Origin of the sequence: Croceibacterium segetis (genome assembly GCF_011320115.1) — a bacterium.
Classification (GTDB): Bacteria; Pseudomonadota; Alphaproteobacteria; order Sphingomonadales; family Sphingomonadaceae; genus Croceibacterium_B; species Croceibacterium_B segetis.
This window is the reverse complement of sequence record NZ_JAANOZ010000017.1, coordinates 35,792-48,332: the sequence shown is the minus strand read 5'-3', so window position 1 is coordinate 48,332 and position 12,541 is coordinate 35,792. Positions and strand designations below refer to the sequence as shown.

At 64.4% G+C, this 12,541-nt stretch carries 8 protein-coding genes and 1 pseudogene; 3 read left to right on the top strand and 6 right to left on the bottom strand.

The window, feature by feature from the left end; genetic code table 11:
- Positions 1–180, top strand: a pseudogene (locus G7B69_RS14790) (hypothetical protein); the annotation flags it as partial.
- Between the two features lie 58 nt (positions 181–238).
- Positions 239–1,402: a DUF418 domain-containing protein gene (locus tag G7B69_RS14785; RefSeq protein ID WP_166180654.1), complete on the top strand. Its 1,164-nt coding sequence runs from the start codon at positions 239–241 to the stop codon at positions 1,400–1,402.
- Positions 1,403–1,450: 48 nt separating this feature from the next.
- Here the strand turns inward: G7B69_RS14785 and G7B69_RS14780 are convergent, their stop codons facing one another.
- The 4 genes from G7B69_RS14780 to G7B69_RS14765 all read right to left on the bottom strand — a co-directional run bounded on the left by G7B69_RS14780 (position 1,451) and on the right by G7B69_RS14765 (position 7,959).
- Complete coding sequence (locus G7B69_RS14780) at positions 1,451–3,817, bottom strand: TonB-dependent receptor (RefSeq protein ID WP_243415207.1); 2,367 nt, start codon at positions 3,815–3,817, stop codon at positions 1,451–1,453.
- Between the two features lie 286 nt (positions 3,818–4,103).
- Entirely contained in the window at positions 4,104–6,647 is a 2,544-nt protein-coding gene (locus tag G7B69_RS14775) for a TonB-dependent receptor (RefSeq protein WP_243415206.1), read from the bottom strand.
- Between the two features lie 155 nt (positions 6,648–6,802).
- Entirely contained in the window at positions 6,803–7,264 is a 462-nt protein-coding gene (locus G7B69_RS14770) for a nuclear transport factor 2 family protein (protein WP_166180650.1), read from the bottom strand.
- Positions 7,261–7,959, bottom strand: a complete 699-nt coding sequence (locus tag G7B69_RS14765) for a nuclear transport factor 2 family protein (protein ID WP_166180648.1) — start codon at positions 7,957–7,959, stop codon at positions 7,261–7,263. The genes G7B69_RS14770 and G7B69_RS14765 overlap by 4 nt, the downstream gene beginning before the upstream one ends.
- Positions 7,960–8,030: 71 nt before the next feature.
- Here G7B69_RS14765 and G7B69_RS14760 point away from each other — a divergent pair, with 71 nt between their 5' ends.
- A complete protein-coding gene (locus G7B69_RS14760; RefSeq protein ID WP_166180646.1) occupies positions 8,031–8,960 on the top strand; it encodes an SDR family NAD(P)-dependent oxidoreductase in 930 nt (309 codons plus the stop codon).
- A 335-nt stretch (positions 8,961–9,295) separates the two neighbouring features.
- Here the strand turns inward: G7B69_RS14760 and G7B69_RS14755 are convergent, their stop codons facing one another.
- Together G7B69_RS14755 and G7B69_RS14750 are read right to left on the bottom strand one after the other, a co-directional pair.
- Positions 9,296–10,609, bottom strand: a complete 1,314-nt coding sequence (locus tag G7B69_RS14755; protein WP_166180644.1) for a surface lipoprotein assembly modifier — start codon at positions 10,607–10,609, stop codon at positions 9,296–9,298.
- 2 nt (positions 10,610–10,611) lie between these two features.
- A complete protein-coding gene (locus G7B69_RS14750; RefSeq protein ID WP_166180581.1) occupies positions 10,612–12,408 on the bottom strand; it encodes a HupA family protein in 1,797 nt (598 codons plus the stop codon).
- Positions 12,409–12,541 lie beyond the last annotated feature (133 nt).

Sequence of the window (12,541 nt, the reverse complement as noted above, 5' to 3'; positions counted from 1 at the left end):
CGGATCGACGAGGCGGCCAGGTTCGTCCCCATCGAGCAGCTCGCGCTGAGCCCGCAGTGCGGCTTTGCCAGCACCGTCCACGGCAACGACATCACCACCGAGCAGCAGGCCGACAAGATCCGCCTCGTCGTCGATGTCGCCGACGAAGTCTGGGGCACCGTCCCGGCGATGGCGGACTAAAAGGTAGCGCTACCAAAAGACGCCTGTTAGACCCTCTCTCCGTCAAGGGGAGAGGGTCATGCAGGCCAGCAACCGCATCACGATGGTCGACGCCCTGCGCGGTTACGCGCTGCTCGGGCTGTTCCTGGTCCATTGCGTCGAGCGGTTCGAACTGCACTGGCTCGATCCCAAGCCGGGCTTCTGGTTCGATGCGGTGTTCGCGCTGTTCTCCGGCAAGGCCTTCGCGATCTTCGCGCTGCTGTTCGGCTTCAGCTTCGCGACGATCATGGCCAACGAGCGGGCGCGGGGCGGGGACTTTACGCTGCGCTTCGCCTGGCGGCTCATGCTGCTGTTCGCCATCGGCACGCTCCACGCGCTGGTCTATCGCGGCGACATCCTGCAGGTGCTGGCCCTCGCCGGGCTGATCCTGATCCCGTTCGACCGCGTCAGGTCCGACAGGTTGTTGCTGGCGCTGGCAGCGCTGCTGTTCCTCCAGTTGCCGCTGCTGGGGCGAGCCTGGGCCGCAAGCCACGGCGCGGCGTGGGCGCAGGCCAACCCGCTGTTCTTCGGGGACAGCAACCTCGCCGCGCTGGCTTACGGCAGCTTCGGCGAGGTGCTGGCGGCGAACGCCGGGCCGGGGATGATGAGCAAGTGGTCCTACTATCTCGAAACCGGCCGGGTGGTAGAGATCGCCGGACTGTTCTTCCTCGGCACGGTCATCCAGCGGCGCGGCTGGTTCGCCGACGCCGGGCACCACCGGTCAGGCTGGTTCGCGGTTCTCGCCGTGTCTGCGGCGCTGTGGGCGCTGGCGCGTTGGGCAGGGCCATCTGTGCTTCCGGCGGGCGCGGATGCGGGCGGCGCGCCGATGGTGCGCCAGTCGCTAGAATCGGCGGTCGATCAGTGGCGCGCGCTCGGCGCCACCGGCTTCCAGGTCGCGCTGTTCGTGCTTCTCTGGCTGAGCCCGCTGCGGCGACCGCTGGGCTGGCTGGCGCCCCCGGGGAAGATGACGCTGACGCTCTACGTCGGCCAGTCGCTGGTCGCCGCGCCGCTGCTCTACGGTTTCGGCCTGGGGCTGTGGGACGACTTGTCGCAAGGGCAATTGGCGCTGGTCGGAGCGCTGCTCTTCGCCGTCCAGGCCGCGCTCGCGGCACTGTGGTTCCGCGCCTATCGCTACGGCCCGCTCGAATGGCTCTGGCGCGCGGCCACCCGGACAACGCTCGCCGTGCCGTTCCGCCAAACGTGAAAGGGCGGCCACAGGGGCCGCCCTTCCCGAGTTCCAAAGCGCTTGCGCTCAGAAGGTCTTCTTGACCGTCACCGCCCACTCGCGCGGACGGGCCGGCTGGGCGCCGACGAAGCCGGCGCCAGCCCCGGTGAGGTCGAAGCTGGTCAGCAGGTAATACTTGTCGAACAGGTTGGTCACCTCGGCCGAGATCTCGAGATCGCGGTCGGCGTTGCGCCACGTCAGCCGTGCGTTGGCCAAGGTGTAGGCGGCGATCTGATTGCTCGGCTTGTTGACCGCGTTCGACCAGATCTTCGACTGGTAGTTGGCGTCGAAGCGCGGCGTCAGCGAACCGGAACCGCCGAGGTCGATCTCGTACTGGATGCCGACCGCCCACTTCCATGCCGGGGTGTACGGCGGCACCATGCCGACCTGCACGCCTCCGGGTGCGCTGGGCCCGCCGGCTTGCGGGTTGATCGAGGTGTACTTGAAGTCGAGATAGCTGAACGATCCGTCGATCAGCAGCCCGTTGCGCGGATCGATCGTGGTTTCCAGTTCGAAACCCTTGATATGCGCGTTGCCGGCATTCTGCGGCAGCGCACACGGCCCGGGGCCACCGAACTGCGGGCACGAAAGCAGCGTCAGCTGGATGTCCTTGTAGTCGGAATAGAACGCCGCGCCGTTGAACCGCACGACACGGTCGAACAGGTCGCTCTTGAAGCCGACTTCGTAGGCGGTCAGCGTTTCCGGCCCGAACGGCCGGACTTGCGCCGGATTGAACGGCCGCGGGCCGATGCCGCCGCCCTTGAAGCCGGTAGAGACCTGCGCATAAGTCATCAGCGAGGGGCTGAAGCGGTATTGCAGGTTGGCGCGCCAGTCGACGCGGTTGCCGTCGTAATTGCCGGTCACCCCGTCGAGCGCCCCGAGGAACGGATTGAGCGTGCCGTCGCGGTTGCGGCGGCTGAAGGTGTAGTCCTTGTGCTCTTCGGTATAGCGCAGGCCGCCGTTGAAGGTCAGGTCCTTGACCAGTTCCCAGGATACGGCCCCGAACACCGCCTTGGTATCGGCGTTGACCGGATCGTCGCCCTGGAACTGCAGCGGGATCGGCGCATAGCGCAGGTCCTGGAAGGTCGCGTACGTAGAACGCTGGTCGAGGTAGAAACCGCCGAGCGTCCAGTTCAGCGTGTCATTGAGCATTTGCCCGTTGAGGCGCAATTCCTGGGTGAAGCCCCAGTAGTCGAGGTCACCTTCGCCGTTGCCGATCGACAGCGGCGACGCGTCGTCGTCGTTGGTGAAGTGGAGCGTGTATTCGCGGTAGGATGTGATCGATTGCAGCTGCAGGCTGTCGGTGATCTGGAAGTCGGCCTGGCCCGACAGGCCCCAGCCTTTGAACTTGGTCCGGCCGTCGCCGCGCGTCTCGATCAGCGGGTATCCCGCGACCGGCGGCGTAAGCCAGGCGCCGGCAGGCGAGAAGTAACTGGCGTAGTTGCAATAGCGGCCACAGACGAAACGGCTGTCGTACGGCACGTTGACCGCATTGCCGCGGATGTTGGGGTTGGCGTTGTTCGCCTGCAGGAGAATGCTCGCGGCGTCGGTGCGATCATCGTTCGTGTAATCGCCGATGATGTTGATATCGATGCGGTCGCTCGGGTTGTAGCGCAGCTGGCCGCGCACGGCCTGGTAGTTCACCTGGCCGTCACGCGCGACGACGCAGTTGCCCGCGTTCGTCGTCGGCTGCACTCCGCCCACCGCCGGGTTGAGCGCGCTGCCGGGCGGATTGACGCAGCCGAAGTCGAGCCGCTTGACGTAGCCTTCCTGCTTTTTGGCGACACCCGCCAGGCGCATGTAGAGATCCGGCGCCAGCTTGAAGTCGGCGCTCGCCCGCAGGTCCATCCGGTTGCGGCTGCCGTAAGTGCCCGAGACGTAGCCGCTGCCGTCGCCGGTCGGCTTCTTCGAGTAGAGCTTGACCGCGCCGCCGATGGAGTTCTTGCCTGCCAGGGTCCCTTGCGGGCCGCGAAGAACCTCGACCCGGTCGAGGTCGAGCAGGTCGAAGATGGCGCCGGTGAGCGTCGCGTAATAGACGTCGTCCACGTAGAGGCCGACACCGGGCTCGAGCGCCGGGTTGAAGTCGTACTGGCCGACGCCGCGGATCGATGCCGCCAGCGAGGGACCGAACGCCGCTCCTTGCGGCTTGAGCGTCACGTTGGGCGCCTGGGCGGTGATTTGCGAGATGTCCGTCTGGCTGCGCGCCTCGAGCATCGCGGCATTGACGGCGGTAATCGCCAGCGGGGTGTCCTGGAGCTTCTGCTCGCGGAACTGGGCCGTGACGACGATCTCGCTTCCGCCGGCATCCGCCGTCGATGCGGCGGACTGAGCGGTTTGGTCGCCCGCCGCCTTGGCGTCGTCCGATTGAGCCAGCGCGGGCGATGCCAGGGTCATCGCCGCAAGAGAAGCACCAAGAACCAAGGACGTGCGCGTCCGGACGCGCGAATTGGCATATGCCATCGAAACCTCTCCCTTATGAATCGTTGGCCGCGCACTCGAGTGGCAGCGATTGTATGCATTACATACATTAACGATCGTTGCAATTGTCGCGACCGGCGCGGCAGCCCAATGCGGCGATGATGATGCATGCCGGCAACAGGTTTTCCGGTGCTGGAAACGGCCGCCAAAAGAAAGGGCGGCCCCGCGGGACCGCCCTTCGATTGTCGCCGGCTCAGGGAAGCTAGAACGTCTTCTTGACCGTCACTGCCCATTCGCGCGGCCGGCCCGGCTGGGCCTTGTCGAGCCCGGCGCCGGCGGCGCGCAAGTCGAACAGGGTGACATAGTAGTACTTGTTGGTGAGGTTGGTCCCCTCGAGCGACACCGACAGGTCCTTGTCCTCGTTCTGCCAGGTCAGGCGCGCGTTGAGCAAGGTGTAGGCGTCGATGAACTGCGGCACCGTGTTGTAGGTGAAGCCGCTGTAGATCTTGTCCTGGTAGGTCGCATCGACGCGCGGGGTGAGCGACCCGAAGCTGCCGAGGTCGGTCTCGAACTGCGCGCCCAGGGTCCACTTCCACTTCGGCGAACCGGCGAAGGGTTCGTCGAGCGAGATCGTCGTTCCGGGGGCCAGCTTGGTGTACTTGAAGTTGAGGTAGCTGAGCGAGCCGTCGATGCTGAAGCCGTCGATCGGTCGCGCGAGGAAGTCCGCCTCGACACCCCATTCACGCGCGTTGCCGCCGTTGATCAGCGCGGCGCACGGGGTCGAGCCGTCCGGGCAGACCGAGACGCCGACCTGGGCGTTCTTCAGCTTGCCGTAGAAGGCGTCGACGTTGAAGCGCAGCCGGCGGTCGAACAGGTCGGTCTTGAGACCCACTTCGTAGTTGGTCAGCACTTCGGGGGCGAACGCGATCGCCTGGCTGGCGTAGAACGGCCGCGGATTGGTGCCGCCGCCCTTGAAGCCGGTGGCGGTGCTCACGTAGACCATCGCCTCGGGCGAGAAGCGGTAGTTGAGCGCCGCGCGGTAATCCCAGCGGTTGCCGTGGTAGCGCGCGACGAGGCCGGTCAGCGCGCCCGGCGCGCCGGCGCCCGCCACCGCGCCGACGGGGTCGACATACGGGTTGATGGTCACGCCGTCGGGATTGTAGCGGAAGTAGTGATACTGCTTCTTCTCGTCGGTGTAGCGCAGGCCGCCGTCGAAGGTCAGGCCGGGCACGATCTCCCAGTTCACGTTGCCGAACGCGGCCTTGGCTTGCGCCGGGGTCCGGTCGGGCTGGATGAACTGCAGCGGGAACAGCCCGAGGCCGGGCGCGGCGTTGATGTAGCGCAGGTCCTGGTACGAGAAGTAGTCGGTCTCCTGCTCGAACCAGTAGCCGCCGAGCACCGCGTGGATGTTGCTGGCGAGTTCGGCGTTGAGGCGGATTTCCTCGCTCCAGTTCCAGTGGGTCAGGCTGTTGAAGCCGCCCGACAGCGGGATCGGCGAAAGGTCGTCGTCGACGCCGAACTTCGACTTCCAGTTCTGGTAGGCGAGGATGTTGTCGATCGAGAACATGTCGCTCAGCGCGAAGTGCGCGTTCGCCGCCAGGTTGTAGCCGTCGTAGACGCTGGTGTTGTTGTTCTGCGTGGCGAGCAGCGGCTGGTTGGGCGCCAGGATGCCGTGATAGACGATCGCCGGCGAGGAGTACGACGAGAAGTTGCAGAACTTCCCGCAGATGAAGCGGTTGTCGTACGGCACGCCAGGGCTGCCGCCGGCATATTGCGGCGGGTTGGTGCCGATGTTGGTGTTCGGGTTATCGATCACGGCGGTCGCCGCAAGCACTTCGCCGGCGGCGCTGTGCTTGTCGTGGATGTATTCGGCGGTCAGGTTGATATCGACCGCGTTCGACGGGTTGTAGCGCAGCGCGCCGCGGATCGCCTGGTAGCCGACCTCGCCGAGCTTGTCGACGCGGCACGCGCCGTTGGCCTTGATCGCCGGGATGCCGCCGGTGGGATTGGTCTGCTTGGTGGTGCCGTCGTTGGCGGTGAAGGTGGCCGGGCCGCCGGCCGGATAGACGCAGCCGAAGTCGAGCTGGTCGACGTAGCCGTTCTGGTGCTTGTAGACCCCCGAGACGCGGGCGAAGAGGTTGTCGGTCAGCTTGAAGTCGACCCCCGCGCGCATGCCGATGCGCTGGCGGCTGCCGTAAGTGCCCTCGACGAAGCCGTCGCCCGAGCCGGTCGGCTTCTTGGTGAACATCTTGATCGAGCCGCCTTCGGAATTGCGGCCCGAGAGCGTGCCCTGCGGCCCGCGCAGGATCTCGACGCGGTCGAGGTCGAGCAGGTCGAACACCGCGCCGGTCAGCTGCGGATAGTAGACGTCGTCGATGTAGATGCCGACGCCGGGCTCGTAAGCGGGGTTGAAGTCGCCCTGGCCGATGCCGCGGATCGAAACCGCGATCGACGGGCCGAACGAGGCGCCTTGCGGCTTGAGGGTGACGTTCGGCGCGCTGTCGGCGACTTGCGCGAGGTTGGTCTGGCTCTTGGCCTCCATGGTCGCGGCGTTGACCGCGGTGATGGCGAGCGGGGTGTCCTGGATGTTCTGCGCGCGGAACTGCGCGGTGACGACGATCTCGTTGCTGACCTGGCTGTTGTCGGTCGTGGCGGCGGGATCGGGGTTGGCGGCCTGTGCCTGAGCCTGCGGGGCCGGCATGGCGGCGTCCTGCGCGAAGGCGGGGCCGGCGATGGTCAGGGCGGCGAGCGAAGCGCCGAGCATGAGGGGCGAGCCGGCGCGCAGGCGCGGCGAAACAGCGGTCATTGATCTCTCCAAGTCTGGGAGCCGCCATCTGGGGGAGTCGGCGGCGTTGGTATGCTGTGCATACATTAACGATCGTTGCAATCGCTGGAGAGGCGCACGAGGTCAGCGCACGCTAACCTGATGCAATTGCGCAACATTGTTAGCGCTAACCCGGCTCAGAACATCCCGTTGGGGTTCTTGGTTTCCGCCGGATCGGGCACTTCCTGCATCACGTCCCAATGCTCGACGATGTAGCCGTCCTGCACCCGCAGCAGGTCGACGATCGCATAGCCGCGGGTGCCTTTCTCGCGCAGGAAGTGGAAGTGCACGGCGACGAGGTCGGCATCCCCCCAGACGACCCGCTTCACCTCGTGGCTGAGGTCGGGCAGCCGGGCCATGCTCGCCTGCATCATCGCCAGCGTCGCATCGCGGCCGGTGGGCGCATTGGGGTTATGCTGGATGTAGTCGAGATGCATCCAGCAGGTGAAAGCGTCGGTCGGGTTGTCCTCGACGTAGAACAGCTGGATGAAACGCTCGGCGACCTGCCGCGCGGAGAGCGCCTCCCGATCCGACGTGTCGCGCGGATCGAACGGCGGCGCCCCGGTGTCCCACGGCAGCGCTCCCGCGGCCGGCTTCACCGCTTCTCCTGCCCCGCCAGCAGTGCGCCGAACTTCGGGTGCGCGAAGTGCATCGGCACGTCCTGGCGATAGGGCCAGGTCTTGCGGTGCTGCTCGGGCGGCAGCAGGCGGTCGGGGCCGAGCGGGTCCTCGGGGTAGGTCTTCTCGGCCGGTTGCAGGTGCGCGGTGGTATGCGCCCAGCCTTCCTCGTAGTTGGCCTGCCATTGCATCATGTAATCGAGCCGCTTGATCTTCCACACGCCGTCCACGTTGACGTAGTCGTTCTCGTAGATGCCGGCTTCCATGAACTGCTGCGGCATCATCTCCTCGCGCGTCTCCTGAAAGTCGTCGTGCCAGCCGCCGAGCAGGATGCCGTGGAAGCGGCCCTTGGCGGTCTTGCGGTCGGGCGCGACGGTGATCACGTCCTGCATCTGGAAGTGGTCGAGCAGCAGGCCGTTGACCGGTCCCGGCTTGCCGCCGGTGAAGCGCCCGGCAATCCAGTCGCCGTAGAGCCGCTTGACGCCCTTGTGGCCGATGTATTCGCCGCTGAGGAACACCACTGCGCCGTCCTCGGCGAACAGGTCGGCGACCTCGTCCGGGCGGTTGAAATCGATGTAGTAGCCATAGGCCCAGTGAAGGCGGCGGATCGCCTGGATATCCTCCAGTACGCCCACCTTGTGCTCAAGCTCCGCAAGGCGGGCTTCGACGTCGCTCATTCTCGACTCTCCGGATTATGTTTGTATGCGTTACTAACGAACGTGACTGTTTTGGGTAGAGGATTTCGGACATGAGCAACGAGCGGCGCCCCTGGGAGGGCCGTGTGGCTTTCATCACCGGCGCGGTGACCGGGATCGGCCTCGGCGTGGCGCAAGCCTTCGCCGACAACGGCTTTCGCCTGGCGCTCAGTTACCGCAACGAGGACGATCGCGCGCTGACCGAGCGCTGGTTCGAGAGCAAGGGCTACGAGCAGCCGCTCTACTGCAAGCTCGATGTCACCGACCGGGCGCGCTTCGCTGACGTGGCCGACGAAGTCGTCGACCGCTTCGGCGAGGTGCACGTGCTGGTGAACAACGCCGGGGTCTCGGTGTTCGGCCCGACCGACGAAGCGAGCTACGACGATTACGACTGGATCATGGGCGTCAACTTCGGCGGCGTGGTCAACGGGCTCGTCAGCCTCCTGCCGAAGATCAAGGCCGCCAGGGGCCGCCGCCACGTGACCAACGTCGCCAGCATGGCCGCCTTCCTCCCGGGGCCGCAGGCGGGCATCTATACCGCCAGCAAGTTCGCCGTGCGCGGCCTGACCGAAAGCTTGCGCTACAATCTCGCCCCGCACGGCATCGGCTGTTCGCTGGTGTGCCCGGCGCTGACCAGGACCAACGCCTGGACCAGCGCGCTCAAGCGCCCCGACAGCTTCGCCGAGAGCGGCTTCTCCCCGGTCGAGCAGGCCGAGCTCGAGCAGTTCGGCACCGCGTTCGAGGAAGGCATGGACCCGTACGTGGTCGGCCAGAAGATCCTGAACGGCATGACCGAGCAACGCGGCCTGATCCTCACCCACCCCGAGCACGGCCCCGACTTCGAGGAAATCCACGCCGCGATCATGGCCGCCCTGCCGGACGAGGAGGCGCCTCCGGGGCGGCTCAAGATCGAGCAGCTAAGGCGCGACGCCATGAAGGCGGCGGAGCGGGGGCTGAAGATCAGGCTCGACGATTTGACCTGAGGAAAAGCCGGCTGCCGCGCAAAGCCAAAAGTCGCACAAAAGTCGCACCAGCGCGAGGAGCCGCCGGACGTGTTGCGCAAGATGCAAGTTGACGAAACACGCGCAGGACTCGCGCGCGCCAAAGGGGCGGAGCGAGCCTGGGATTGAGGGGAACCGACGATTGGAAAGAGCCGCCGCGAGTCTTTCAGATCGCGGGCGTGTAGGAAAGGCTTATCGGCCGGGACGAGGTCGATTGACGGAATTGCCAAGCGCGAAGCGATGTAGGCAGCGGAGCAGATGGCGAGGATCAGGCCGCATGATTTGACGTAGAATTTCGGCTGGCGTCAAATCAAAGCCTAGAAGGCCCGAGTGAGTCCGACTTGCGCCTTCATCCGGCGATAGTCGTAAATGCCGACGGTCGAAAAGTTGCGCTCGAGGGTTACCCGTACGAACGGAGCAAACTCAGCGACCGCAAGTTGGCGAAGCGTTACGCCGCCGCTGACGCTTGCAAACCACTCCCGTCGCCGGTCGTCGAACAGGAATAGGCGTGCGTCACCCAACGTCCGGCGTAGGGTGGATGAAGCGTAGACGGTCATCGGTCCGGCTTCGCGCCAGCCAAAAAGCGAAACGTAGCCTGATGTCGTCGCGTAGCCCGGATCCCGAGCCGATTGCCGAGTTGCTCCAAGCGAGCCACCAACGCCAGTCCGAGCGCTCACCGCGAATTCGGCGGTGGCAGAAACATTATAGAGGCCACCGGACTGTAGCCTGTTGAACTTGTACGATGCTTGTCCTGCCCCTCCTCGGAGGGTCAATTGCGCCCTTGGTCCCAGCGAATGCACCCAAGCTGCTGATAGTGTGTCAGTCGTCGCGTAGGGTTTGCCGCCGAACCAGCGCCAAGTCCTGCCTGCCGAGGGCGTGATCCGATCCTTGCCGGCGTGCCATTCAATGCCTGCCTGTGCAGACACGGAAACGTCATCGAACTCGCTTTTGCGGTAAAATTCCCCTTCGCCCGAGACGCGCGGGACGACATTAACTTCGTCGCTGAGGGGCCAGCGAAGATAGGCCTGCCCGCTTCCTTCGACGCCAACACCGGATTGGGCGCGAGCCGCGTCGTCCAAAGTGAGGGGGGCGATAACGGTTTCCAATATGCGGGCGTCGGTGGCGCGGTTGATGTTCGAGTTTGGGGCAAAGCCGATCTCGAACGATCCGCCTATTGGCTTGCGTGAGCGAAGGGCATCCGCGAAGCGATCGACAAACATCGCCACATCGGCTGGTAGTGGTACGGCGCGAACCTGGCGCAGCTCCCGTCGCGCTTCTGCCTCGTCGCCCATCCTTTCGAGCAGACGCGCCAATTCGAAACGAACTCGCGTCGCATTTGGCTTTTCGTCAAGTATCGCGCGGTAGGCGCGCGCCGCTTCAGGCTCTCGGCCGAGCCTGGTTAACAGGCCGCCCATCCGGAAACGGGCTTCAGAGCGCACCTCGAGATCGGGGTCATTCGCCAGTGCCCGATACATGGCGAGCGCCTCCCCACTTTTTCCGGCTGCGGTCGCTCGGGCAGCAGCATCGAACAGGTCAGAGGCCGACAGCCCTTTTATTACCTGATGGGACAGCGCCGGTCTCACCGGAATTCCAACGCAGCCGGCAGCAAATAACCAGATGAATGCGCGCATGACTACTTGGCGAGGGTTGCGCCGACTATTTGAACCCCGGAAGGATCGAGGGCCGGAGTGGTCTTCAACCAGAAAGTCGCACCAATCTCCTGTCCTGTCGGTCCGTAGAAGCGAGGATAGATCGCGCTGCCAGGATCGAATGCTCCGGGTCCGATCAACGGCGCGCTGACCATGCTGTTGTTCGCCGCGCCGGAGAAAGTCCAGCGGCCAAAGTCGGTTACTGTGCCATTTGATTCGTTGCCAAGGAGCTGCATCCAGCCGCTATAGGTGTCGGCATCAAACCGAACGTCGAAGAATGAGGACCCGCTCACGTTGAAAGCACGTCCGTCCGGTGCTGCTCCCGCTCCGTAGACAACTCCGGAATAGGTCGCGCTACCCGTACGAGCCGCGATGATCCCCGTCGGAGTTTCAAATCCGTAGACCAAATATTGGTGATAATAATTGGTCGCGGCGTCTCCGGACGGCAGCGTGGTCGGCTCGCTCGATCGCCAGTCGACAAAACTCGCGTAGGTCAGGGCCAATTCGCCATTGGCGGATCCTGTCTTGTATAGTGATACCGTCAATGGCTCGCCATTGAACGTCGAGCGGTAAGTCGAAAAATTGGCCGGACCGACCGTGTCAATATCACTGGGAACAAGAGTGTAGCTGCCGTTGTTGAAATTCAGCGACTTAACTCCGTCCGGTTCGATTGAAACCTGTCCTTCTGATTGGCCCCGAACGAGATTTTCGAACCCGGGAGTGCTGCTCTGCCGATAGAAGAACGTGATCGACGGCCCAGACAGGCGCTGCGGGGTGAGCAGGTTGGTCAGGCTGATGTTGGGGATTCCATCGCTAGTTGCGCCCACATCGAATTTCTGGCCGGTAAAAGCACCGGTCAATGTCGCGCCATTGCCGCTTCCGTTGAAGGTACCCCCGATTTCATCGCCGCTCGGGCCATAGAATGAACCCCCGATCGCGCCGTTCAATCGAGCACTTGGGGAAACATAGGAGAACAACCCAGCAAATCCGCCAGTCGAATTCAGTGATCCCCCGCCGTCGAACCGTAACGCGCCGCTGGCACCCCCATCGGTCACGACGTTGCCTTCGTTGAGATATGCCAGGGTCTGGAAAGTACCATCGGCGAAATCAACCTGGAAATCTCCCGATCCCTGGACGACCTTGAGCTCGACTCCGGGAATCGAGAGCAGCCCAAATACATCGGTCAGCCAGTGCGCTGCGCCGGTGCGCGGCACATTGGCGGCCGCGGTGTTGAAGCCGTACGTGAAGGTGTCGAAATAGGTTTGCTGGACGCCTGCCGTCAGCGCGTTGCGCTGCCAATAGCCCATGCCCACGTATTTGTTCGCATATTGGGACCCAAAATAGGGATTGGTAACAAGCGTGAGGTGTTCGCTTCCCGTGGAGTCCGAGCGGGACCAGGCCTGTTCCCCGTCATAACGCGGCGTCTGGCTTTCGGCGGGCCCGAACGACGCACTGCGCCCGTCCGTCGTGACTGTATACGTCTGGGACGAGGCGTCGAAGTCGACTGAAATGGCATCGCGTGATTGCGCATTCGATTGCACGATGCCGTCGGGCAAGGTCAGCGTGACGTTTGTGGTGCTGGCTTCACCTGTAAATGTTTGATCAGCCTTGAGGTCCGAAATCAGCGCGTTCGTGGGAGTTGGAGTCGGAGTTGGAGTTGGAGTTGGAGTTGGCGCGGGAGTCGGGATCGGTGGGGGCGTGCTCTGGACGCCTCCGCCACTGCCACACGCCGCCAACAGGATGAAGGTCGCAGAAGCGACCAGTCGAACTGTAGTGTGCATGTGGCGACCCCAGACGTGGAAGTCGCATTTTTGTGCCGGGGCCCAAGGTAAGTCAAACGGTCATTCGGAAGGCCGGGTTGTTGCACGCATTCTGGTAGTCGAATCGACTGATGTGAGCGAAGGGCCACTTGCG